The sequence below is a fragment of the Pseudoalteromonas sp. NC201 genome (assembly GCF_002850255.1).
GTDB lineage: Bacteria > Pseudomonadota > Gammaproteobacteria > Enterobacterales > Alteromonadaceae > Pseudoalteromonas.
Window position 1 is genome coordinate 2,281,362 of the sequence record NZ_CP022522.1, and the last position, 25,467, is coordinate 2,306,828.

Consider the following 25,467-nt stretch of genomic DNA (forward strand, 5'->3'; position numbering starts at 1 on the left):
TATCTGATTTAGTCGATTAACGTATTATAAAATAGGGACAGGCGCAAGCTTTTCACTGTTCCAGAGGAAAGGAAATAGTAAACTGACTACCCACTCCTTCTTGGCTCTGAACATCAATTTTCCCTTTGTGCTCTTTTACAATCGCATGAGTAATGGCAAGTCCCATGCCCGTACCTTCACCGACAGGCTTAGTCGTAAAAAAAGGATCGAACAATCTAGGAAGCACATCAGCATCAATTCCAATTCCGTTGTCGCTAACACTTAAGATAATATCTTGATCGTTACCCGGTGCGAGTAACACTTCTATTGATTTATGCGATTTATGGCTCATGTCTACCGCATATTTAGCATTCACCAAAAGATTGATGATCGCTTGTTTTAGCGCTCCCTCCTTGCAATAGATAGTTGGCACATCTTCGACCGCGACGGTCAGCTCGTATCCCTTAAGTTGACCATGGAGTAAGCGAAGCGTGTCTTCAACAATAGACTTTAGAGACGCCCTACCGAAACTATCATTATTGGAGCGGGAGAAATTCATTAAATCGTTTACTATGGTTTTAATTCGCTCGCAGCCGTGCAGCGTATCGTGAACGAGATCTGGCAAATCATTCGTAATTTCGTCAATACGTTGCCTTAAATATATATCAATAAGGCGAGCTTCCAATTGATCTCCTCTCAATTCATTTTGCTCAAGTAATTTTACTGTCTCAAGCAATTGTAATATGGGCGAGATATAGTAATTAAGTGACTCTAGGTTACCTGCCACATATGCCAACGGGTTATTTAATTCATGCGCAACGCCTGCTGATAGTGTCCCTAACGTCGCCATACGTTCGTTGTTTATTAATACGGCTTGTTGATTCTTAAGTTGCGCTAATTGACGTTCAAGTGTTTGATTGGCTAGATATAACGCTCGCGTTTTCTCTTCAAGTAATGACTCGACTTCATCACGTGCACGACGCTCTCTTAGATACGCCTTTTTATAGTCGTTATATTCAGACATCGAATTAATCCAAATGAAGAATGAGTACGCAATGTTTAGCGCCGCTGTGCATGCACTGTGGATGTTCAATTTTTAGTTTGCGACTGTAAAATTGGGCGGCACCATAAAGAAGCCCTTCCGCACAAAAACACAATTTACGATTCGAGCAATACTCTAATACGATAGTTTTGTCATCTTTCACTATCGCCGCAATTGAGGGGAGATTCGGTTCATCGTAAAGCTTTTTTACCTCCATGTGTATCACGCTATCGATAGATAAAACCAATTCTTCAAACGACGTAAATTTTGATGAAATACCTTTGTGCTTTTCCGCTAAAAATCCAAATAACGACTGTCCGAAAATGGCCAATACATCTGTCAATGGCTTATTCAATTTGTCAGCAACGCCTTGCGCTAACGCAAATAACTCTGCATCTGGGTAGGATGTAGGGGAAACATAAACCCTTCCCTCAGGTGCATGTGCTTCGAGTAACTCATCCCAAGCTTGCATGCCAATCGCTTCTACAACTAATTCTTCTAAACCTCTAAATATCACGCCGCGCATTAAACTCTCCCTTAACAAAGTTGCTGCGTTATATAGTCAAGACTCAACTCGAAACAAGCCTTTGAATTAACTAGCTTGTTTCGTTCTTAATTAAGTGTAGAACAATATTTGGGATGTAATAGATCTTTCTCTATTCAGCTATAGGAGTTTGTTCGTCAAGTTCAGTTGTATCGAGTTCAATTCTTTCAAGCATAGACATATTGAGAAAGTTATCTAGTTCCTCATTATGCGCAAATACCTTGTCTTTTATGCCTTGATAGTAGTCATTTACAATTCCAGCTAAATTGCGCTCCATCCAAGTTTCGACAGAATCTGAGCGTTTAAACGCACCGGGGTTTTCTTCAACATCTTCTAAAATAGATAGCCACATATTGAGCTCAGCTCGCACTGGCATACCTTCTGACTGCTCCATTACGTCATTCATCCAACCGAGCCCCTGATTTTCATAGGCTTTTATCAGCTGATTGTATAACCTACTTTTTTCGTTATCATCAGCTGGTGCACCTTTAAATTTAACGTATTCTCGATTGTCAGTTCTAAAGTATTCTGTGTTCTCATTTTCGTAATTGAGTTTGCTCAATCTTGTGAACAGGTTATTCGGCTCCCGCGTATCCACTTCGTTTAACATTTCTATAAAACTAGTTCGGTCATTTGCCTTAACCAAGGTTGCCATATCTAGCATGCCACGACTCGTATCAAAATCAGAATTTGCTATATGCGCGTTCAGATCTAAAAGATCACCGTCTGAGAATTTGTTATCAATGATAAATTTTGCATAGTCATTTAATAATTGGTTGTTCATGTCACCATATGCATTAAATTGGTCGAAAAGATCTGCCTCTCGCACAGTTAAGTCCATGTCTGCTCTACCGTCTTCATCCAATAAATAAGCGGGCAACGCTGGATCGGAAAAAACTTTATTTTCAGCCTGTTCCATTAAGCTAGACATGGTTTTTACGGTATCTTTTAATAAGTCATCAGACATACTGCTCAGTTTATCAATCAACTTTTCTGAGTAGTCTTCACCCCTTTGACCAAAGCTGTTAACACTAAGTGACTGAACGATAAAATCGGTGAGCTGACCAAGCTCTTCATCAGTTAATCTGTTAGCCACGTCTAGAAGCGATTCTGTGGGCTTGAAGTGTGCAAATTTAATCTGTTGTTCTTCATTCAAACGGTCAAAGATTGCTAAAAATTCATCAATTTTTTCTCGGCCTTCAAACTCACCGTAAGTATCCTTATAGATACGACCAGTTTCATCCGTCCCTATGTGTTCTCGGTGAATACCGTAACTTTTCATGCCTAACATTCTGAATTCAAAATTACGCATAAAGTCTCTATCATATGAGACAGGTGATTCGGTGTAGGAAAAATCAATTGTGAACTCACTATTCACATCTGGAAGTTGGGATACCTCTTCATCAGGTCTATCTTTTGCGAGCGTTTTGAGTGCGTCTTGCATTTCTTTCGACGAAGATGGAGCACCAACACTGCCGTGGTTGGTGTGAAAATGTGGCTTTATATTCATAACCTAAATCCTTGTTACAAAAATCGGCTAGCTCTGGCGCTTTGTTACTTATCGACTCAATTAGAATAAACTTTACCCAATTTTGCTCCTTATTTGAGCTTTATCTAGTGTAGCTCGCCAAAATATCAAACCCACTGACGCTATCTTCAAAGTATCGCGCTTTTACCTCTACATATTCAGCATCACTAAAGAAGGACTCCATTGAAGCTTGATCAGGAAAATATATGGTAAAAAGTCGATTAGCTTGACACTGTCCCTCTGTTAGCAAGGTTTCTGCGATATGAAAATCGTTACTAAATCCACCACCATATTGTCTTAAAATTGGCTTCATCGCTTCACGATATTTGGCATATCGCTCGCTGTTATGAATTTCCATCGCCACTAACATCTCATACATAATTTAACCCTTTTAGAGTAGTTAACTAACATTGCTCATAAAGCTCCAGCGGCAAACCATCAGGATCGCTGAAAAAGGTAAACCGTTTGCCTGTATATTCATCTATTCGAACAGGCTCTACAGCAACTTGATACTGCACAAGGTGTGCAATACAAGCATCAATATCTGATACACTAAATGCTAAATGCCTCAGCCCTTGCGCCTCTGGATGTGAGGGTCGCTTGGGAGGATTTGGAAACGAAAACAACTCAACCTGGCTCCCATCAGGCAGCGCAAGATCTAATTTATAGGACGCTCTATCTTTTCGATAGTTCTCCCTGAGTACGTGCAAACCAAGTACTTCGGTATAAAACACTTTTGATCTTTGGTAGTCAGAACAAATAACAGCGACGTGATGTATTCCAGATAACTTCAAGCACTTCTCCTAACTAATTTAATGTCTTTCAAATAAAAAAGCGGCAATTTGCATTGCCGCTTCACACACTCAAGTAGGAACTTGGACTACAAGTTGTAAAACCAAGCCTATTTTTTCATTACAAGCGAATGCCGCCGTCAATCTCAACGACACGTCCCGTAAAGAAATCGTTTTCAATGATATATTTTGCAGTATGGGCAATTTCTTGCGCTTCGCCAAGACGCCCTACTGGCTTCATTTTCACTAGGCGCTCTTTGGCTTCAGGCTTCATTGCATCGGTCATTTTTGTACGGATCACACCTGGCGCAATTGCGCCCACGCGAATACCAAAACGACCTAATTCTTTAGCCCAACTGGTAGTCATCGCAACGACTCCAGACTTTGCCGCTGAATAATTGGTTTGTCCCATATTACCAGCGCGTGCAACGCTCGACATATTAATGATCACGCCACCATTACCCGCTTCTACCATTTTGACAGCAGCTTCGCGACCGCACAGGAAAACACCCGTGAGGTTGACATCAATAACGGATTGAAATTGCGAAAGCGACATTTTGTCGATGACTTGCCCATCTTTTGCTTTAAGTAGCAAACCGTCACGCAAAATACCCGCATTATTTATTAATACCGAAATATCGCCGAAGTCATTTACGATGGTATTAAACACATTTTCCACGTCTGATTCTTGACTAACATTAGCCACATACGTGTTAACTTGTGTGCCGAATTGAGCAAGTTCGTGCTTTGCTTCTGCCAAAACCTCTTCTTGCATATCAATCAGGGCAAGTTTTGCCCCATGCTTTGCCATTTCAGTCGCCATAGCAAGACCTAAGCCTTGCGCACCACCAGTGATCACAACTGTTTTATTGTTAATATCCATAGTGTCCTATTTCTCTGAATAAAGCTTAAAAATCGCACTAAAGTCTTCACTGCCTTTGCCTTGATTTTGCATCAAGTTATACAGATTCTTCGCTAGCGCCCCCATGGGCGTCGCAGAATTCGTTTGCTGCGCAGATTGCATCGCAAGGCCAAGATCTTTAGCCATTAAATCAACCATAAAGCCCGGCTTATAACCGTTCGAAGAAGGCACATTTTCTAGTACATCAGGACATGGGTTGTATAGCTCTAGCGTCCAGTTACGACCAGAGCTGTTTAGCATAATTTCGCTCAATACCTTAGGATCTAAGCCATGATCTACACCCATTTGCAGCGCTTCACTTGTGCCTGCCATAAGTATTGATAACAGCATATTGTTACATATCTTAGCAACTTGTCCGGCACCAATATCTCCAGCATGGAAGATATTCTTACCCATATTGGTCAGTACCACATGCGCACGTTCAAAGTCTGCTTTATTACCGCCGACAATAAAAGTTAAGGTACCGGCCGCTGCACCCGCCACACCACCAGACACGGGCGCATCGACAAATGAAATACCCGATTCTGCCAACTTGTTGCCAACAAACTGAGCAGATTCAGCATCAATGGTCGAGCAATCAATTACTTGTGTGTTTTTACTAAGGTAATTAATTAATCCGTCATCGTCGGTATACACAGCTCGAACATGTTTGCCTGCAGGCAGCATACTGATCACATAATCGGCTTCGCGACATACATCGCTCACAACCATCGCTTTCGTCGCGCCACTTGCTTCAAGCGTCGCAACGGCTTCAGGGTTCAAATCGAATACACATACTTGGTGGCCAGCCTTTAATAGGTTAATGGCCATTGGACCACCCATATTACCTAAGCCGATAAATCCTACTTGTGCCATTTAAGTCACTCCTTATAAGTCACGCAATGGGTGATCGTTTTCATCCCAGCGAGGTGCAAAAAAGCGTTCTACCGCGTCGTCTGTAACTTCGGCGACAGATTTAAATCGCCAATTTGGCTTGCCATCTTTATCAATAAGCAACGCACGAACACCTTCTTGAAACTCACCAAACTCGCCAGCCGTTACCGACATTCCTAATTCCAGCTTAAAACAGTCTCTTAGTGTTTTGCCTGCACTTCTAGTGAGCTGAGCTTTAACCAATGCAGCACTTAATGGTGAACCATGCTTTAATGCAGCCTGTGCCTTGCTTAGCCATTTGTTGTCAGTGCTATCCAACGCCAAAATAAACTCAACCTGCTCTGATAAAGTATCTTTCTCATCAAGCGCTTCGAATACCTTGATAAGCGGTTTAATTTCGCTTTTTGGCGGCGCATGAGACGCTTCATCTAGTGACAACAGCAACTGAGTAAGCTTTTCATGATTTAATACATTGGTTTTGCCCCAGTTCACTTCAACTAGGTTTTGTAACAGTAAGCTCAGTTTTTCTGAGTCCATAAAATGATCGGCGAGCCCAACCAGCTTGGCATCCGCAGCGTTAATGTTTGCAGCGGTGAGACCCAAGAATAGTCCAACGCCCTTTGGCATCTTATTGAGGAAATAGCTCCCTCCCACATCAGGGTATAAGCCAATGGTGATTTCCGGCATCGCGATGCGCGACGTTTCGGTCATCACTTTATGGCTTGCGCCAGCCGTTAAGCCCAGTCCGCCCCCCATGATGATGCCATTACCCCATAGTAGGATTGGCTTATCATAGTTATGGATTTGATAATCTAACCGGTACTCTTCACTGAAAAAGGTTTCGATCAATGCGTTACTCGTATCAGACGACATTTCGCGATATAAACTCACGACATCGCCGCCGGCACAAAATGCCTTCTCTCCAGCACCTTTTAGCATAACCATTGCTATTTGCGGGTCGTTTGCCCAAGCGTCTAGTTGTGGCGCGAGCAAACGGATCATATCGAGGTTTAAGGCATTTAACGCTTTTGGCGCATTTAATGTCGCCAGCGCTATTTTCATCCCGTTATGGCACGTTGCCTGTTCAAATATAACCGGCGCCTCTTCGTGATTTATTAGCTCAAATTCAATCATTAGCCATTTACCCAATTCGCTTTACGCTTCTCTAAAAACGCGTTTACGCCTTCTTTTTGATCTTGCGTATCGAATAGTGTTACGAACAGTTCGCGTTCAAGCGGCAATGCGCTATTGATTGTGCCAGTGCGGCCTTTTTGAATGAGAGCCTTACAAGCCGTCACCGCAACTGGGCTTTGATCTTCTACTTTCTTAGCAAGTTCGAGCGCAGCTTCCAGTGCTTTACCCTGCTCGACCACTTCTTCAACTAAGCCAATTTGCTGTGCTTTATCAGCTTTTAAGCGCTCACCGCATAAAATCATACGTTTTGCCCAGCCTTCACCCACAAGCCAAGACAAGTTTTGTGTGCCGCCAGCACAAGGTAACAACCCTACTTTCGCCTCAGGGAGTGCCATTTGTGCTTGAGCTTCGGCGATGCGGATATCGCATGCTAGTGCTACTTCTAAACCGCCACCCATTGCAAAACCATTGATAGCAGCAATAGATACGCCTCTAAAGTCGCTTAATGTTTCAAATGCCTCACCAAATACTCGAGACATATCCGCAGCGACTCCTTTGTCACCGTCGGCAAATACGTTTAGATCAGCACCGGCTGAAAAGAACTTTTCACCTTCACCAGTGATCACTAACGAATAGATTTCTTTATCTGCGTTCAATTCGATTACTAAATTTTTAAGTGCAATTAATGTGTCTTTTGTCCACGTATTCGCCGGTGGATTTGACATAGTAACAACGGCAGTATGGCCTTGTTTTTCGAGTTTTAATTGTGCAGTCATGATACTCTCCTTATAGGACGCTTGCCGCGCCTTCAGCTAAGATCCGACGTGCAATAATTACACGCATGATTTCGTTTGTACCTTCAAGGATTTGATGAACACGTACGTCACGTAAATGACGTTCAAGTGGATATTCTTTGATATACCCGTAACCACCATGAATTTGCAGTGCATCATCACACACCTTAGTGCCTACATCAGTGGCAAAACGCTTCGCCATTGCGCAATAAGTGGTCTTTTCTGGATCGTTGCTATCCAGCTTAAATGCTGCAAGTCGAACCATTTGGCGTGCAGCCACAAGTTCTGTATTCATATCTGCAATTTTAAATTGCAGTGCTTGGAACGCCGCTAACGGTTTACCAAACTGAGAACGCTCTTGCATATACTGCTTGGCGGTATTGAGCGCCTGCTGGGCTGTACCAATCGAGCAAGTTGCAATATTAATACGACCACCATCAAGGCCTTGCATCGCAAATTTGAAGCCTTCGCCTTCTTGGCCTAGTAGGTTGGCAGCTGGGATACGGACATTTTCAAGCGTGATAAGGCGCGTAGGTTGAGCGTTCCACCCCATTTTTTCTTCTGCTTTGCCATAAATAACGCCATCAGCATCGGCAGGTACAACAAAGGCCGAAATACCTTTTGGACCTGCTTCACCAGTTCTTGCCATTACTACCAATACGTCAGTTTCACCCGCGCCTGAGATAAACATCTTAGAGCCAGACAAAACGTACTCGTCGCCTTCTTTTATTGCTTTTGTTTTCAGCGATGCAGCATCAGAGCCAGAACCAGGCTCTGTTAGACAGTAAGAAGCCAGTAGCTCACCTGTTACTAACTGATCCATATATTTTGCTTTGGTTTCTTCCGTTGCAAAGCTCGCTATCATCCACGTTGCCATGTTATGGATAGTCAACATGGCGGTTGTCGCTGTACAACCCATTGAAAGTTGTTCAAAAATAATACTTGAGTCAAGGCGAGATAAACCCAGACCACCTGCCTCTTCAGGCGTATATAGACCGCAAAAACCAAGCTCACCTGCTTTTTGAATTACGTCTTTTGGAAAAATGTGCTCTTGATCCCATTTTGCTGCATGTGGAGCAAGCTCGCTCATTGCAAATTGGTGCGCCATATCGGCAAATGCTTGTTGATCTTCGTTTAGGTTAAAGTCCACGCTAGACCTCTCTTGCTGTTCTGACACCCTGAATGTGTGTCGGTAATTCTTATCGTTTCGGTAAAAAATAGCGTGCTCCCCCTGCAGAGCACGCTATGCAATATGAGTTATCTAAGATTGATACTCATATTTGGACCACTGACAGCCTCATCGTCAAACCAACGTGAGGTAATCGTTTTGGTTTCTGTATAGAAACGCACGCCTTGCTTACCATAGGTGTGTTGGTCGCCGTAGAATGAATTCTTCCAACCGGTAAATGAGAAGAACGGCAATGGCACAGGAATAGGAATATTAATGCCTACCTGACCCACTTCGATTTCACGCTGGAACTTACGTGCTGCGCCACCGCTTGCAGTGAATAATGAGGTGCCGTTACCGTATGGGTTGTTATTAATAAGCGTAATTGCTTCATCTAAACTATCGACAAAGACACAGCAAAGAACTGGGCCAAAGATTTCTTCTTTGTAGATATCCATTTCAGTTGTGACATTTGAAAACAGGGTTGGACCTACCCAATTACCATTTTCATAACCCTCAACTGTAAAATCAGAACCGTCTAGCAAACACGTTGCGCCTTGTTGCTTACCGCTGTCAATCAGCGATAGAATGCGCGCTTTAGCCTGTGGAGTCGTTTGCGGACCATAAGCAGCTTCAGGATCATCCCAAACGCCGGGACGAACCTTCGCCATCGCGTCTTTAAGTTCCTCTACCCACTGTTGTGATTGCCCAACAAACACGGCAACTGAGATCCCCATACAGCGCTGACCACCCGCGCCGACCGAAGAGCCAACCAGATTATTGATCACTTGTTCTTTTTTCGCATCAGGCATGATAACCATGTGGTTTTTCGCACCGACACATGCTTGAACGCGTTTGAGATTTTGCGTACCTTTGCTGTAAATGTACTGACCAACACCACAAGAACCCACGAAAGAAATCGCACGAATTTCCGGCGCTTCAAGGATCTGGTCAACCTGATCCTTACTACCGTGTACTACCTGTAGTACGCCTTTTGGCGCACCGGCTTCTTCAAACAATTCAACCAAGCGCATTGGCGTTAGTGGATCTTGCTCTGATGGCTTAAGTACAAAGGTGTTACCGCATACAATTGCCATTGGGAACATCCACAGCGGGATCATCGCTGGGAAGTTAAATGGCGTAATACCCGCACAAACGCCTAGCGGTTGGGTATATGAATAGGTGTCGATATTTCGGGCAACGTTTTCTACCGTCTCGCCCATCATCATTGAAGGGGCATTACATGCTTGCTCAACCACTTCAATACCACGCCATACATCACCTTTCGCATCTTCAAAAGTTTTGCCTAGTTCATGGCAAATGATGGTTGCGATTTCTTCTTGATGCTCTTTAAGAAGCGCTGCATAACGCATCATAATTCGCGCACGCTCAGTTACCGGAACATTACGCCACGTTTTAAATGCTTCTTGAGCTGAATGAATTGCAGCTTGTACTTCTTCGTTAGTAGCACAAGGTACTTTTGCTAACACTTCTTGATTAGCCGGATTAACGACGTCTAACCATTTGTCAGACTGAGACTGTGAAAATTCACCGTTGATGTATAAAGGTACTTGGTGCATGAAGCACTCCTCCCCATAAAACGAGTTTATGCGCTGCGTGAATGATTAGAATTATGGAAAACGCAGCGCCCCTTGAACGAAATAAATTGCAGTAACTTACACTTCTACCGCGAGCGCTACAGCTTCACCACCACCGATACATAGTGACGCTACGCCTTTTGATAAGCCGCGATTTTTTAGTGCATGGATAAGTGTAACTAAGATGCGTGCACCGCTTGCACCGATTGGGTGACCTAGTGCACAAGCACCACCGTTGACGTTGACTTTGTTGCTATCTAACTGCATTTCGTTGATAGCTAACATAGTCACCATGGCAAACGCTTCGTTGATTTCCCAAAGGTCAACGTCTGCTGTCGACCAACCTGCTTTTTCAAGCAGCTTACTCATCGCACCGACTGGTGCCACGGTAAATTCAGCAGGCGCTTGTGAGTGAGTTGCATGGGCAACAATCTTACAAAGTGGTGTCAAACCGTGCTTTTTCGCTTCTGATTCACTCATTAAAATCAGCGCTGCTGCACCATCAGAAATAGACGAAGAGTTAGCAGCAGTGATAGTGCCGTCTTTTTTAAATGCTGGGCGAAGTGATGGAATTTTGTCTGGACGCGCGTTACCAGGTTGCTCGTCAGTATTAACCTCAACATCCCCCTTACGCGTACTCATTACATGAGGGGCAATTTCATTGCCAAAGCTGCCATTTTCGATTGCGGCGTTTGCTTTACTTAGTGAGCCAAGTGCAAATTCATCCATGTGCTCACGGGTAATGCCATATTCATCAGCAGTAGCTTGTGCGAAACAACCCATCGCTTTATTGTCATAAGCATCTTCTAAGCCATCAGCCATCATATGGTCTTTGATTTCGCCATGACCCATGCGCATTCCGCCACGGGCTTTTGGAATAAAGTAAGGTGAGTTAGTCATGCTTTCCATGCCACCAGCGATAGCAGAATTAATGCTACCTGAGCGGATGAGATCATGCGCGAACATCGCCGCTTTTAGACCCGAGCCGCACACCTTGTTAATAGTGGTTGCTCCCGTCGAGCGTGCAAGCCCCGCATGTAGCATCGCTTGACGCGCTGGCGCTTGACCTAGGCCTGCGGGTAGTACGCAACCCATGATAACTTCGTCTATACTCGCGTCACTAAGGCCTGTTTCATTCATTACTGCTTTAATTGCAGTCGCACCTAAGTCTGTCGCGGTTGCGTCAGATAGGCTTCCCATAAAGCCACCCATTGGTGTACGCTTAGCAGCGACGATGACAACAGCTTCGTTACTCATTGCAAAACTCCTGTTTACAAGCCAATCTTGGCTTGTTAAAAATTAACTCTGTATTCGAGCATACATAATATTTACGTTTACGCCAACGTAAATCTAAAATCAAGCCAAACGAGATCAGTGAAAGTGTAAAGCTAACTTGCACAAATTTGTTTCCAAGGCTTATTTTCTCTAGCTGTAATGAAGATTTGATGACAATTCGAACGGACAGATTATTCCTTTTATAAGACTAAAGAAGGATCTGCTATTCTTACTTTACCTTTACGTAAACTTCACTTATATTGGTCTAATCAGTGACGTTGTAAGTGTAAATAAAAATGCAAGAAATTAATGAACCTACCTATTCAATCAGCGAGTTAGCTAAAGAATTTGATATTACTACTCGCAGTATTCGTTTTTACGAAGACCAAGGACTCCTTTCTCCTAGGCGCCAAGGGCAAACGCGTATTTACTCAAAACGTGACAAAGTTCGATTAAAACTGATCCTTCGCGGCAAACGCCTTGGTTTTACACTTGCTGAAACTGGCCGACTATTTGAGCTTTACGACGCCGACAAATCGAGCGAAAAGCAACTTAAAACCATGTTGCAACTCATTGAAGAGAAAAAAGCCGATTTAAGCCAACAGATGGACGACATTAAAGTTGTCTTAATGGAACTGGTGACGGCTGAGCGCCGTTGTCGCGACACCCTACACGAGCTCGAAAAATAAACTCTCACAACAGGATGAAGACCGATGAGCACAGTATCTTTATATAAAGAATTAAACTTTGGACTAGGCGAAACAGCAGACATGATCCGTGATCATGTGAATAGCTTTGCGACCAGTGAAATTGCCCCACTTGCTGAAAAAACAGATCAAGAAAATGCATTTCCAAACGAAATGTGGCCAAAGTTTGGCGAAATGGGCCTACTTGGGATCACCGTCGCTGAAGAATTTGGCGGCTCAAACATGGGTTATCTTGAACACGTTATCGCAATGGAAGAGATAAGCCGTGCGAGTGCATCAATTGGCTTAAGCTACGGCGCACACTCAAACCTATGTGTGAACCAAATTAACCGTAACGGCAACCAAGCCCAAAAAGAAAAATATCTACCAAAACTTATCAGCGGTGAACACATCGGTGCACTAGCAATGAGTGAGCCCAATGCTGGCTCTGACGTGGTGTCAATGAAACTGCGTGCTGAAAAGCAAGGTGACAAGTTCATCCTTAACGGTAATAAAATGTGGATCACTAATGGTCCAGATGCCGACGTTTTTGTGATTTACGCAAAAACGGATACCAATGCAGGCCCTCGTGGGATCACAGCCTTTATCGTCGAAAAAAGCTTCCCTGGTTTTTCAACGGCACAAAAGTTAGACAAACTTGGAATGCGTGGTTCAAACACCTGTGAGCTGGTATTCGAAAACTGCGAAGTACCTGCAGAAAACATCCTTGGCGAATACAACGAAGGCGTTAAGGTACTCATGAGTGGCCTTGACTACGAGCGTGTGGTGTTAGCAGGCGGTCCGCTTGGTATTATGCAGGCTTGTATGGATGTGGTAGTACCTTATATTCACGAGCGTAAACAATTTAACCAATCCATCGGTGAATTCCAGCTGGTGCAGGGCAAAGTTGCTGACATGTACACGCAAATGAACGCAGCACGCTCATACGTTTATACCGTGGCAAAAGCCTGTGACCGTGGCGAAACCACTCGTAAAGATGCTGCTGGAGCGATTTTATATGCCGCAGAACTTGCAACCAAGCTTGCACTTGATGCCATTCAGCTACTAGGCGGAAACGGTTATATCAATGAATATCCTACAGGTCGACTACTTCGCGATGCCAAGCTTTATGAAATTGGCGCTGGTACGTCTGAGATCCGCCGTATGCTTATCGGACGTGAGCTATTCAACGAAAGTCGCTAGGAGTGCTACATGACGGTACTAAATTCTGCGGTTAATCCGCATGATCCCCAGTTTAAGGCAAACAGCGATGCAATGGCATCGCTGGTTGCTGATCTTAAAGATAAAGTCTCCATACTGAGCCAAGGCGGTGGTGAAGCGCTTATTGCCCGTCACCAAAGTCGCGGTAAATTATTTGTACGTGACCGAATTGAAACCTTGCTTGACGAGGGCTCGCCGTTTTTAGAAATTGGCCAATTCGCCGCGTTTGGCGTTTACGAGCAAGATATTCCTTGTGCTGGTGTGGTCGCCGGGATCGGACGCGTTAAAGGCGTTGAATGCATGATTGTGGCAAATGATGCGACGGTAAAAGGGGGAACCTATTTCCCTATTACTGTAAAAAAACACCTACGAGCGCAAGAAATCGCTGAGCGCTGCCATCTTCCTTGCATCTATTTGGTGGATTCTGGCGGTGCGAACTTGCCAGAGCAAGATGAAGTGTTCCCAGATAAATTGCATTTTGGTCGAATTTTCTACAACCAAGCACGTATGTCTGCAAAGGGGATCCCACAAATCGCAGTGGTCATGGGGTTATGCACCGCCGGTGGCGCATATGTACCAGCGATGGCCGATGAAAGTATTATCGTCAAAGAACAAGGCACCATTTTCTTGGCAGGGCCACCACTTGTTAAAGCGGCCACGGGTGAAGAAGTGAGTGCAGAAGACTTAGGCGGCGCAGATGTTCACTGTAAAGTCTCAGGTGTAGCCGATCACTATGCAGAAAATGACGAGCATGCGCTTTCTATCGCAAGACAGTGCGTGTCACGCCTTAACCATCAGCGCCCTACTCGCCCGTTCCTGCAAGATGCCAAACCACCACGTTATGACATCAGTGAGGTGTATGGCATTGTCGGTACGGATCTGAAAAAACCGTTCGATGTACGCGAAGTCATTGCCCGTATCGTGGACGATTCTCAGTTTGATGAATTTAAACGCTACTTCGGCGAAACGCTCGTGACTGGTTTTGCTGAAATTTACGGTCACCCTGTAGGGATCGTAGCAAACAACGGTATTCTCTTTTCTGAATCCGCGCAAAAAGGCGCACACTTTATTCAACTCTGTGCACAGCGCAATATTCCGCTGCTATTTTTGCAGAACATTACTGGATTTATGGTTGGTCAAAAATACGAAGCGGAAGGTATCGCCAAGCACGGTGCGAAAATGGTAACTGCCGTTTCCTGTGCTGATGTGCCTAAGTTTACAGTATTGATTGGCGGCTCATATGGTGCTGGTAACTATGGCATGTGTGGTAGAGCGTACGAGCCAACCATGATGTGGATGTGGCCAAACGCACGGATCTCCGTAATGGGTGGTGAACAAGCTGCAGGCGTATTAACGCAGGTTAAACAAGATGGTTTAGCGCGTAAAGGCCTTAGCATGAGCGATGCCGAAGTGAGCGAATTTAAAAAGCCAATTATCGAGCAGTACGAAAAGCAAGGACACCCATACTATGCCAGCGCAAGGCTTTGGGACGATGGCGTTATCGACCCTGCGGATACGCGCACAGTACTTGGTCTTGCCTTAGAGGCTGCGAGCAATGCGCCGCAAAAAGAGTCTAAATTTGGCGTCTTCAGAATGTAAGGAGCACTTATGCCTGTCACTTTAAATATAACAAAAAGCAAAGTGGCGATTTTAGAGCTAAGTCGCCCAGAAAAACATAATGCCTTCAATGCGGAGGTGATTGCCGAACTCATTAAGAATATCGAATATGCCAGCGGCCTCGATGTCAGAGCGCTGGTATTAAAAACCGAAGGTAAACACTTTTCAGCGGGGGCTGATCTGGCGTGGATGAAATCCATGGCAGACAACGACTATGACGAAAACGTCGCTGATTCTTTAGAACTTGCTAAATTAATGCAAGTGCTGGCCACTTGCCCTCACCCAACGCTGTGTTTGGTGCAAGGTGCAGCTTTTGGCGGTGCACTCGGATTAATCGCCTGTTGCGATATCGCCATTGCAGAGCACAACTCTAAATTCTGTTTAAGCGAAGTCAAGCTTGGTCTTATTCCGGCAGTAATTAGTCCTTATGTCATTAAAGCCATTGGGGAACGCCAAGCGCGACGCTATTTTTTAACAGCCGAAGTATTCGATGGTGAAAAGGCGCTAGAAATGGGTTTAATTCACGAATTGAGCGATGATTTAGCAAAAAGCGAAGCGGATTTTCTCGAGACCTTGCTTAACAATGGCCCTGCTGCTGTGAAAAGTGCCAAAGCACTGATCAGCGAAGTTGCTGGTAAAGAAATAAATGAAGCTTTGATCGCCCATACCGCAAAGCGTATCGCTGAAATTAGAGTAAGTGACGAAGGCCAAGAAGGGCTTAGCGCCTTTTTCGATAAACGAGCACCACGCTGGCAAACCGCCGCAAGCGAATAGGAGTCAACATGCTAACTAAAATTCTAGTCGCGAACCGTGGTGAAATTGCCTGCCGCGTGATGCGCACCGCAAAGAAATTGGGCCTAACCACAGTGGCAGTTTATTCTGATGCAGATGCCAATGCGATGCATGTGAAAACAGCTGACGAAGCCTATCATATCGGTCCGGCACCAAGTAAAGAGTCTTATTTGGTCGCAGACCGAATTCTTGAAGTCGCCAAAGCGGCGGGCGTCGATTGCATCCACCCAGGTTATGGTTTTTTGTCTGAAAATGAAGTATTCGCAAAAGCGTGCGAAGCGGCAAACATTGCGTTTATCGGTCCGCTGGCAAGCTCTATTGAAGCGATGGGCTCTAAAACACGTGCCAAGGAAATCATGCATGACGCTAATGTGCCTTTAGTCCCTGGGTATTATGGCGACAAACAAGAAGATGATTTCTTACAGGCAGAAGCTGAAAAAATCGGCTTTCCGGTACTTATCAAAGCCGCTTACGGCGGTGGTGGTAAAGGGATGCGCGTGGTACGAGAAAGCAGCGAGTTTTTATCGGCGCTGCATGGCGCTAAACGTGAAGCTGCGGCGAGTTTTGGCAATAACTTAGTACTGCTTGAGCGGTTTGTTGATAAGCCTCGTCACGTTGAAGTACAAGTTTTTGCCGATAGTCACGGTAACTGTGTTTACCTTGGTGATAGAGACTGTTCACTACAGCGTCGTCACCAAAAGGTGATTGAAGAAGCGCCCGCGCCAGGTTTGAGTGATGCTATGCGCAAAGCTATGGGTGAAGCGGCAGTACGCTGTGCGCAAGCGATTAACTATCGTGGCGCAGGTACAGTAGAGTTCTTACTATGTGGCGATGAGTTCTTCTTTATGGAGATGAATACTCGCCTGCAAGTAGAGCACCCAGTGACAGAAATGGTAACTGATCTCGATTTAGTCGAGTGGCAACTGATGGTTGCTGCGGGTGAACAGCTACCGCTGACTCAGGAGCAGGTTTCGTTATCTGGTCATAGCTTTGAAGCGCGTATTTACGCAGAAGACCCTGAAGAAAACTTCATGCCGTTTTCAGGTGTACTTTCACATCTTAGCTTTCCTGAAGCCAAAGATGGCGTAAGAATTGACACAGGCGTGCAACAAGGCGATGAGATCAGTCCATTTTACGATCCTATGATCGCCAAGCTTATTGTTCATGGCAAAAATCGTGAACAAGCCTTATTGAAGTTAAAATCGAGTTTAGAGCAAGTACATCTGTGTGGTTTAAAATCCAATATTGCATTTTTGCATCACTTAGCAGGCCACCCTACTTTTACAGCAGGTGCACCTGATACCCACTTTATCGACACGCAAACTGAGGTACTAACTCAATCGAATACGCCGCTGGATAAAATGGTGTTATTAGCAAGTGCGGCCTATCTTAGCCACCAACAACCATGTAAAAACACGGTATGGGGAAACTTAGGCTTTAGGCTTAACCAAACCGCGAAAGTGGATTTACCATTTGCAGATCATGTCGCCTGTGCCTATCAATCTCAAGGTGGTTGGAAGGTTTCGTTTAACGAGCAAATCCACCAAATTGAATGTGCATTAAATGGACACCAGTTAACAGTGGTGATTGATGGTGCAAGGTTACACGCCAGTGCCATTGTGACCGAAACCGCGATCACTATTATGTATGGCCCGTATCAACATACCGTTGAACTCAAGTCAAAGCATTACATTAGCGATCATGAGCACGAAGCTGCACCGCTGGCAGCGCCATTGAACGGCACCGTGGTTAAGCATTTGTTAGCCGTCGGTACCCAAGTTAATAAAGGCGATGCCGTGGTGATAATCGAAGCCATGAAGATGGAATATACGCTCAATGCACCATTTGATGGCACGCTCACTTCATACTGCTTTGCAGAAGGCGAACTGGTTAGTCATGGTGATATGCTGGCGATTGTTGAGGAGCAAGACTAATGTCTCAGTATCCGGCTAACGTCAAAATTGTAGAAGTTGGCGCACGTGACGGCTTACAAAATGAGGTCAGTGTTGCTACAGAAGCTAAAATCTCGCTGGTTAACGCATTAAAAGACGCTGGTCTCAAGCACATAGAAGCAGGCGCGTTTGTGTCGCCCAAGTGGGTGCCACAAATGGCCGATTCTGCTGCGGTGATCCAAGGCTTTGAGCGTAGTGAAGGCGTTGAAATAAGCGCCCTAACACCAAACCTTAAAGGCGCAGAGCTTGCACTAGAAAATCAAGTCGACGAATTTGCCATTTTTACTGCCGCCAGTGAGGCATTTACGCAAAAAAACATCAACTGCACGATTGAACAAAGTATTGAACGCTTTCATCCTGTTGTTGAACTTGCACAAAAAAACAACATAAAAGTAAGAGGTTATGTTAGCTGCGTGGTTGGTTGCCCATATCAAGGTGAAGTACAACCAGAGCAAGTTTTAGCGGTATGTAAACAATTGTTGTCACTTGGTTGTTATGAAATCAGCCTAGGCGACACTATAGGTGTTGGTACGCCTAAAAAAGTCCAGCAGCTGCTCACCTTGTTACTGCAACATATCCCTGCTAACAAGCTTGCGGTGCATTTCCATGATACCTACGGACAAGCATTAACGAATATTCACACGGCCCTGCAAATGGGGATCGCAACTGTTGATAGCGCCGTTGCAGGTCTCGGTGGTTGCCCTTACGCCAAAGGCGCGTCAGGAAATGTTGCCACTGAGGATGTAGTTTACTTGCTGCAAGGACTTGGCATTGAGTGTGGAATTGATTTAGAAAGGCTAGCAAAAGCAGGATGGACAATTTGTGATGCGCTAGGCAAGACACCAAGCAGTAAAGTGTCTTTAGCACTCAAACAAACTTGTCAATCTTAAAACAATAACATTATTAGGAGTGGGCTTATGGCCGGTTTCGATAAAGTCGTATCAAGCTACAGCGAAGCGATGGCGGGTCTTAAAGACGGCGATACCATCATCGCAGGTGGCTTTGGTTTGTGTGGTATTCCAGAAGGCTTAATTGCAGAAATTAAGCGCCTGCAAACAAAAGAACTTACCGTGGTTTCAAACAACTGTGGGGTCGACGACTTTGGTTTAGGTATTTTGCTTAAAGATCGTCAAATTAAGAAGATCATCGCCTCTTATGTTGGCGAAAATGCGCTGTTTGAACAACAACTTCTCGATGGCATTATTGACGTTGAATTAACACCACAAGGTACGCTTGCAGAGAAGATGCGCGCTGGTGGCGCTGGGATCCCAGCTTTTTACACGGCAACAGGATACGGTACTCCCGTTGCTGAAGGTAAAGAAGTAAAAGAATTTGATGGCCGACCATATATTTTGGAAGAATCAATTACCGGTGAGTTTGCTATTGTTAAGGCTTGGAAAGCAGATCGCTATGGCAACTTGGTGTTCCGCCACACAGCAATGAACTTTAACCCAATGGCAGCGACAGCCGGAAAAATCACCGTAGCGGAAGTTGAAGAAATCGTAGAACCGGGTGAACTTGAGCCGAGTCAAATCCACACCCCAGGTATTTATGTCAATCGCGTGATCAAAGGTGACTTTGAAAAACGTATTGAACGTGTCACAACGCGCAAATAGGAGGCAATCATGGGTTTAAATCGTGAACAAATTGCGATGCGCGTGGCGCAAGAGCTTGAAGACGGTTACTACGTTAACCTAGGCATAGGTATTCCAACCTTAGTGGCTAACTACGTACCACAAGGCATCGAAGTGATGCTGCAATCGGAAAATGGCTTGTTAGGTATGGGTCCCTACCCAACCGAAGACCAGGTTGATGCCGATATGATCAACGCGGGTAAAGAAACCGTGACAGCAGCGACAGGTGCAGCAATTTTTAATAGTGCGGAAAGCTTTGCCATGATCCGTGGTGGTCATGTAGACTTGACGGTACTAGGTGCATTTGAAGTTGATCAACAAGGCAATATCGCGTCTTGGATGATCCCGAAAAAATTAATCAAAGGCATGGGTGGTGCAATGGACTTAGTTGCTGGTGCACGCAACATCATAGTGACCATGACCCATGCTAGCAAACACGGCGATTCTAAATTGCTTGAATCATGCACATTGCCGCTAACTGGCGTAAATTGTGTTAAGAAAATCGTAACAGATTTAGCTGTGTTAGAAGTAAAAGACGGCGCATTCCATTTGCTAGAACGCGCACCGGGTGTTAGTGTTGATGAAATAATCAGCAAAACTGCAGGCAAGCTTATCGTCGACGGTGAGATCCCTGAAATGCAGTTTGAGGCGTCGTAAAACACACCCTAACTTACAAATGTACCGACCTCATTCCCAGTGCCAAAGGCGCTGAGTTACCCAAAACCCCTCGCAAGAGGGGTTTTTTTCACATGCCATCAAAGAAAAACTCCTTAGTCTACATCACTCTTCATGTCTAGTTGATGAATGTGATGATTTTTAAATAAAAAATTCAGTAGCCATTTACTTTTCAATCTCACCCCCTAAACTAGTAGAGATAGTTTTGGTTGGCATTGAATATTCACCTGCCAGTACAACTTAAAACTAAAAAGTTGCTGCTTTGAAGCATCGACTGAATATCAAGTTGACACAATATATTGATACCATAGCTTAGTAGCATAACGGTTCGGTTGGTTTATCTTAATTACAAGTATTGAGGCAGTATACTGTCGCTGTAACTAACATAAACCCATCATATATTTAGATAGTCATTCGGCTGATGTGATTGAAATGCATAAATCGAATGAATACGCTAAATAATCTAAACTAGACTAAGTAATTTTTGTGGCTTATGGCTAGCATATTTTACGACTGATAAAGTCATTCTAAGCCGCTAATGATTAGCATTAATAGCCAGATTACATTTTGCTTTGTTGCATAGTTAGTTTATGTCGAATTGTTATCACCCATTGTCTAGCGATTAATTCAGTATATCAGCTTGGTGTCGTATCACGATGAGAACAACAAGAGGATATCATGGGCAATCACCACGATAAGTACAGCATCGATAATACAGACTACACAGTTGGACAAGACAATGTTCAAAAGTGGGGATTTGACGTACATAACCCTGTATTTGGTGTAAGTGCTGGATTAATACTGGCGTTTTTAGTCGCCGTATTATTAGTTGATGCAAACACAGCTAAAACCACTTTAGACGGCATAAAGTGGGATATCATAGGTAACTTTGATGCCCTATTTATGTGGTCTGGTAATTTCTTTGTGCTATTTTGTTTGGTGCTCGTTTTATCGCCTTACGGTAAAATTCGTTTAGGTGGTGAAAACGCCAAACCAAGCTATACTCGGGCGTCATGGTTGGCGATGCTATTTGCAGCAGGTATGGGTATTGGTCTGATGTTTTGGGGTGTAGCGGAGCCTGTCGCCTATTACACTGGCTGGTACAAAACACCATTAAATGTTGCTGCAAACACACCTGAAGCGGCTGAACTTGCAATGGGCGCGACCATGTACCATTGGGGTTTACATCCTTGGGCTATTTACGCCGTTGTCGCGCTTTCTTTAGCATTCTTTGCCTACAATAAAGGCTTACCACTGTCGATCCGCTCAATCTTTTATCCTATTTTAGGAGACAGAGCTTGGGGTTGGCCGGGCCATATCATCGATATTCTCGCCGTTCTTGCTACCTTGTTTGGCCTTGCGACATCACTCGGTCTGGGCGCACAGCAAGCTGGTGCTGGGATCCAACATGTATTTGGCATAGAAGCAGGTCTCGGTCTAGAAATTGCCGTGATTGTGGGCGTAACTGCCCTTGCGATTATTTCGGTTGTTCGCGGTATTGATGGCGGTGTAAAGATACTTAGTAACGTTAATATGTTAATTGCATTTGTGTTATTAGTATTCGTTGGTATTGCAGGTTTTGCGATTGCCATGGGTAATATTCCGACGACTTTAATGGCCTATGTTGAAAACATCATTCCACTGAGTAACCCGCATGGTCGTGAAGATGAAGCATGGTTCCAAGGTTGGACCGTATTTTACTGGGCATGGTGGATTTCTTGGTCACCGTTTGTCGGTATGTTTATCGCACGCGTTTCTGAGGGGCGTACCATACGCGAGTTTATTACCGCAGTTTTATTAATCCCGACATTGGTAACCGTGATCTGGATGTCAATTTATGGTGGCCTTGCTATCGATCAGGTAAAAAATGGCATTGGCGCTCTAGGTACTGATGGCTTGACTGAAGTGCCACTGGCGATGTTCCAAATGTTTGAAAACCTACCGATGAGCGATTTACTCTCGTTCACGGCGATCGTACTTGTACTGGTTTTCTTCATCACCTCGTCGGATTCTGGTTCTTTGGTTATCGATAGTATTACCGCTGGTGGTAAAATAGATGCCCCAGTACCACAACGTATATTCTGGGCGAGTATTGAGGGTGCAATTGCTGCAGCGCTATTGTGGATCGGCGGTAAAGAGGCAATTGAAGCACTGCAAGCGGGTGCTATTTCAACAGGTTTACCGTTTACTTTTGTACTACTACTGATGTGTGTAAGTTTGATCCTCGGGCTTAGAACTGAGCCTAAAAGCTAACGGTCGTTAATCTCATTACAAGCGGAGCTTGGTGTATGCTCCGCCTTTTTGTTATTTGGGATTAGCTCCACCAGCGTTTCACCATATCTGATGGGTCTAAACAATATTGAGCTTGAGCTTGAAATAGCTCCGCCGTTGCTAACGCATCGGACAAGGCATGATGTGGCTGATAATATGGAAGCCCATAGCGCTTTCTACAGTCAGCTAAGCGTACCGAAGGAATAGGTTTACGTTTGAGCTTATCAAGCCAGCTTCTGGCGTTGTTTATCGCTGACTTTTCAATTTCCATCGTATCAATCACTGGAAACTCAATACCCTCACCCAATCTCGCTTTTAGCGCAGAATCGAAAAATGACTTTTCGACAAACTGATAGTGCACCACTATGACTTTACCATGCAGCGAAGCAAACACTTCCTCAAGAATATCTTGCAGATCTGGCGCGCTTTCAACTTGTGAGTGTGTGATCCGGTGCAGTACCACAGACTCCTCAGCCAGCGGACTGGTTGGCTTCACTAACCAATGCTTCGCTTGAGCCAAGCGGATCCGTCGTAAGTCAAATGGTACGACGCCAACGCTCACAATATCATCGGTGTTTGGGTCGAGCCCTGTAGTTTCAAAATCAAGGGCAACAAACTCGCACTGGCTCAATTGCTGGTAAGGATCTACCACGCCTTGCTGATAAAATGCTTGAATTCTCGGGTCTTTCGACGTTTCTACCAAATGCTGAAAGCGATTTGGCCATGACATAATCTCGCCTTGCATATTACACCGCTACTTCATCATGGATTTGTTTTGATAGCGAAACTTTAAAAAGCTCTGTGCTTTGTCTAACACGCCAAAAGCTTCTTTAAGATTACGCTGTTCAAAATCAGAGAGTGTTTCAGGCGGCAAGCTGTTATCAGGCTTTTCGCCCTGCTCAATTTGCCATGCTTGATGGCGAATACGCATGATGGCAATATATTCAAGCGCAGCTTGCAAATCTAGCACCTTACCCTTTGGCAGTATATTTGCCTCGTCAATATCTTCTAATCGTTCAAAGGAGTTTTGTTTTTTAGAACCAACACCAAGGGCATGCACTCGAACCAAGTCTGAAAGCGGTGCTGTGCCACGGCGTTTAATGTTCATCGAACGCCTGTGCTCACCGTCTTGCTCAAGGACAAAACCATTAAAAAAGCCCAAAGGCGGTGTTCTTCTTAGCGCATTATGTGCCATCGCAGCCAAAAATTTAGGGGTGCTTTTGGCCTTTTTACTGATAAAAGCAGTGAGTTTCTCAGCCCATTTTGTTTCACCCCATACGCCTTCCAGATCAAAGAAAATCGAACTATTAAGTAAAGCCTCAGGACTGGGGTTTTCTATCCAGTCTTCAAATTGTGCTAACCATTGACTGTAAGTTAGACGCCAAGCTGGGTTGCTTGCCATGATCCCACCATCGCAATATTTATAACCGCAATTGGCTAGACCATCACACACAAACTTCGCCAACTTTTCGAAGTAAGCGCCATGCTCAGCGGGTTGATAACTGTCATCCAAGATCAGTGCATTATCCTGATCGGTCACAATTAATTGTTCGTCCCGAGCCATTGAACCAAGGGCAATAAAGCAGTATGGGATTGGTGGCGGACCTAATTTTGCTTCCGCGAGTTCGAGTAACTTGTGTTTAAACGTTTTGCCTATAATCGACATCGCAGAACCAATCATGTGTGAGTTGGCGTCTTCATTCACCATCCGAGTAAAAATTGCAGGAAGCTGCTTGGCGTAACTACTCAAGTCTTCAACACTTTGTTGGTCCATTAGCCCTCTAACAAACAACAGACTGCTTTGAGACTCATAGCGCAAAATATCGGATAGCGCGACCACTCCTATCGGTTTACGCTTATGAACAACGGGCAAATGATGCACATTGTCTCTTAGCATCAGCATCATGGCTTCGAAGACATAGGCATTGGAGTCAACAATAATAAGATCGGTCGACATAATCTCAGAGACCGGAGTTTGATAATTCAGCCCCTCAGCGACTACTTTTGTACGAAGATCTCTGTCACTGATAAGGCCAACCACCTGACCATCATCTTCATCTGGATCTTCGACAACTGGTTTCTCGGGGTCATAGATAAGTAGTGATGACACATGCTCTTTTGCCATCACTTGAGCTGCCTGCTGTACCGTGGCGTTGCGTTCAACGTACACCACATCGCGTAGCAATAGTTTACGCACTTTGGCCGTGGTCAAATCGTTGCTGTCGGCTTGCTCAGAAACCGTGATTTTTAGTCTCGCATTATCGTCTGCTTCAAAATAATCAGCAAACGCTTCATAAACGTCGCAATACTCATCAAAAATGCCTACAGGAATACAGTACACCAGTGTATCTTCAAGGCTTTGAGCGCCAAAACGAACTTTGCGATTCATCAATAAACCACGCTGGCCAAAGATCCCACCTGTGGAAATACGATTGTATAACTCACCTGAGCGCCGATAGAGCTCGACAGCACCAGATCGGATCACATACAAGTAAGTGATCTGCTCTCCATATTCCAAAATGCCGCTGCCCGCTCGGTAGTAACCTACTTCGACTTGGCTTGCGAGTTTATGTAGTGCCTCTTGAGGCAAATCCGAAAACGGCGGGTAAGCTACTAAAAAATTGGCAATTTCCTGATGTTCAACTTCCATGGTTTGCCTTGATATAAAAAGGAATTTAACCCTATTGTGGGCAACGAGGGATAAATTTGCAATGAAAGCTGGTTTAACTAAGGCTGCAGCAATTGTTTTTCCACTGTTCACCATTGTGATCAGGAGACTCGCTAGGATGCAGTCGAATTTAGTAAACGTGAGGAATTGCGTTGTAATAGGTTAATTCCAATTCCCTATTAATTTGTTTTGCAATGACTGCGTGCTAAAGCTAAATAAGTACAAACGCCTAATTTGACCTAAGTCACTTTAAAAACCAGCAAAACCGCCTCATACTAGTTACCTATAACTATTCGCAACAGG

The 25,467-nt window shown here is 44.5% G+C and carries 23 protein-coding genes; 9 read left to right on the plus strand and 14 right to left on the minus strand.

What is annotated here, in order from left to right; translation table 11 throughout:
- Positions 1 to 52: 52 nt before the first annotated feature.
- The 12 genes from PNC201_RS09555 to PNC201_RS09610 form a co-directional block, all read right to left on the minus strand.
- Positions 53 to 1,003, minus strand: a complete 951-nt coding sequence (locus tag PNC201_RS09555) for a sensor histidine kinase (RefSeq protein WP_102056913.1) — start codon at positions 1,001 to 1,003, stop codon at positions 53 to 55.
- A gap of 4 nt (positions 1,004 to 1,007) precedes the next feature.
- Positions 1,008 to 1,547, minus strand: coding sequence for a heme NO-binding domain-containing protein (locus PNC201_RS09560; protein WP_010604927.1), 540 nt, complete (start codon positions 1,545 to 1,547; stop codon positions 1,008 to 1,010).
- A gap of 130 nt (positions 1,548 to 1,677) precedes the next feature.
- On the minus strand, positions 1,678 to 3,075 hold the full coding sequence (locus PNC201_RS09565) for a hypothetical protein (protein ID WP_102056914.1): 1,398 nt from the start codon (positions 3,073 to 3,075) through the stop codon (positions 1,678 to 1,680).
- A 100-nt stretch (positions 3,076 to 3,175) separates the two neighbouring features.
- Complete coding sequence (locus PNC201_RS09570; protein WP_102056915.1) at positions 3,176 to 3,472, minus strand: DUF1330 domain-containing protein; 297 nt, start codon at positions 3,470 to 3,472, stop codon at positions 3,176 to 3,178.
- Between the two features lie 25 nt (positions 3,473 to 3,497).
- Positions 3,498 to 3,887 (minus strand): SMU1112c/YaeR family gloxylase I-like metalloprotein, encoded by a 390-nt coding sequence (gene gloA2 / locus PNC201_RS09575; RefSeq protein ID WP_010604930.1) that lies wholly within the window; start codon positions 3,885 to 3,887, stop codon positions 3,498 to 3,500.
- Between the two features lie 118 nt (positions 3,888 to 4,005).
- Positions 4,006 to 4,767, minus strand: coding sequence for an SDR family oxidoreductase (locus PNC201_RS09580; protein WP_102056916.1), 762 nt, complete (start codon positions 4,765 to 4,767; stop codon positions 4,006 to 4,008).
- A gap of 6 nt (positions 4,768 to 4,773) precedes the next feature.
- Positions 4,774 to 5,661 (minus strand): 3-hydroxyisobutyrate dehydrogenase, encoded by an 888-nt coding sequence (gene mmsB / locus PNC201_RS09585; RefSeq protein ID WP_102056917.1) that lies wholly within the window; start codon positions 5,659 to 5,661, stop codon positions 4,774 to 4,776.
- 12 nt (positions 5,662 to 5,673) lie between these two features.
- Entirely contained in the window at positions 5,674 to 6,813 is a 1,140-nt protein-coding gene (locus tag PNC201_RS09590) for an enoyl-CoA hydratase/isomerase family protein (RefSeq protein ID WP_102056918.1), read from the minus strand.
- Positions 6,813 to 7,589 (minus strand): enoyl-CoA hydratase, encoded by a 777-nt coding sequence (locus PNC201_RS09595; protein WP_102056919.1) that lies wholly within the window; start codon positions 7,587 to 7,589, stop codon positions 6,813 to 6,815. The genes PNC201_RS09590 and PNC201_RS09595 overlap by 1 nt, the downstream gene beginning before the upstream one ends.
- Positions 7,590 to 7,599: 10 nt before the next feature.
- The gene (locus tag PNC201_RS09600; RefSeq protein WP_010604935.1) at positions 7,600 to 8,757 is read right to left on the minus strand and encodes an acyl-CoA dehydrogenase family protein; all 1,158 of its coding nucleotides are present in this window, start codon (positions 8,755 to 8,757) and stop codon (positions 7,600 to 7,602) included.
- Positions 8,758 to 8,864: 107 nt separating this feature from the next.
- On the minus strand, positions 8,865 to 10,355 hold the full coding sequence (locus PNC201_RS09605) for a CoA-acylating methylmalonate-semialdehyde dehydrogenase (RefSeq protein ID WP_010378628.1): 1,491 nt from the start codon (positions 10,353 to 10,355) through the stop codon (positions 8,865 to 8,867).
- A gap of 96 nt (positions 10,356 to 10,451) precedes the next feature.
- Positions 10,452 to 11,630, minus strand: a complete 1,179-nt coding sequence (locus tag PNC201_RS09610) for a thiolase family protein (protein ID WP_102056920.1) — start codon at positions 11,628 to 11,630, stop codon at positions 10,452 to 10,454.
- A gap of 314 nt (positions 11,631 to 11,944) precedes the next feature.
- Between PNC201_RS09610 and PNC201_RS09615 the strand changes: the two genes are divergently transcribed.
- From PNC201_RS09615 to PNC201_RS09655, 9 genes are all read left to right on the plus strand, one after another.
- A complete protein-coding gene (locus tag PNC201_RS09615; protein ID WP_010378624.1) occupies positions 11,945 to 12,337 on the plus strand; it encodes a MerR family transcriptional regulator in 393 nt (130 codons plus the stop codon).
- 24 nt (positions 12,338 to 12,361) lie between these two features.
- Positions 12,362 to 13,537, plus strand: a complete 1,176-nt coding sequence (locus tag PNC201_RS09620; RefSeq protein ID WP_010378622.1) for an isovaleryl-CoA dehydrogenase — start codon at positions 12,362 to 12,364, stop codon at positions 13,535 to 13,537.
- Positions 13,538 to 13,546: 9 nt separating this feature from the next.
- A complete protein-coding gene (locus PNC201_RS09625) occupies positions 13,547 to 15,154 on the plus strand; it encodes a carboxyl transferase domain-containing protein (RefSeq protein WP_102056921.1) in 1,608 nt (535 codons plus the stop codon).
- Positions 15,155 to 15,163: 9 nt separating this feature from the next.
- On the plus strand, positions 15,164 to 15,946 hold the full coding sequence (locus PNC201_RS09630) for an enoyl-CoA hydratase-related protein (RefSeq protein ID WP_010604939.1): 783 nt from the start codon (positions 15,164 to 15,166) through the stop codon (positions 15,944 to 15,946).
- A gap of 8 nt (positions 15,947 to 15,954) precedes the next feature.
- Positions 15,955 to 17,898, plus strand: coding sequence for an acetyl/propionyl/methylcrotonyl-CoA carboxylase subunit alpha (locus PNC201_RS09635; RefSeq protein ID WP_102056922.1), 1,944 nt, complete (start codon positions 15,955 to 15,957; stop codon positions 17,896 to 17,898).
- A complete protein-coding gene (locus PNC201_RS09640) occupies positions 17,898 to 18,806 on the plus strand; it encodes a hydroxymethylglutaryl-CoA lyase (RefSeq protein WP_102056923.1) in 909 nt (302 codons plus the stop codon). Before PNC201_RS09635 ends, PNC201_RS09640 begins: the two co-directional genes overlap by 1 nt.
- 27 nt (positions 18,807 to 18,833) lie before the next feature.
- Complete coding sequence (locus PNC201_RS09645) at positions 18,834 to 19,532, plus strand: CoA transferase subunit A (protein WP_010378612.1); 699 nt, start codon at positions 18,834 to 18,836, stop codon at positions 19,530 to 19,532.
- 9 nt (positions 19,533 to 19,541) lie between these two features.
- Positions 19,542 to 20,207 (plus strand): CoA transferase subunit B, encoded by a 666-nt coding sequence (locus PNC201_RS09650; protein WP_010604942.1) that lies wholly within the window; start codon positions 19,542 to 19,544, stop codon positions 20,205 to 20,207.
- Positions 20,208 to 20,903: 696 nt separating this feature from the next.
- Positions 20,904 to 22,478, plus strand: a complete 1,575-nt coding sequence (locus tag PNC201_RS09655) for a BCCT family transporter (protein ID WP_010604943.1) — start codon at positions 20,904 to 20,906, stop codon at positions 22,476 to 22,478.
- Positions 22,479 to 22,539: 61 nt separating this feature from the next.
- Here PNC201_RS09655 and PNC201_RS09660 read toward each other — a convergent pair whose 3' ends face one another.
- Both PNC201_RS09660 and PNC201_RS09665 read right to left on the minus strand, forming a co-directional pair.
- Positions 22,540 to 23,226: a 3'-5' exonuclease gene (locus tag PNC201_RS09660; RefSeq protein ID WP_102057868.1), complete on the minus strand. Its 687-nt coding sequence runs from the start codon at positions 23,224 to 23,226 to the stop codon at positions 22,540 to 22,542.
- 24 nt (positions 23,227 to 23,250) lie between these two features.
- Entirely contained in the window at positions 23,251 to 25,146 is a 1,896-nt protein-coding gene (locus tag PNC201_RS09665; protein ID WP_039497644.1) for a DUF294 nucleotidyltransferase-like domain-containing protein, read from the minus strand.
- Positions 25,147 to 25,467: the final 321 nt, after the last annotated feature.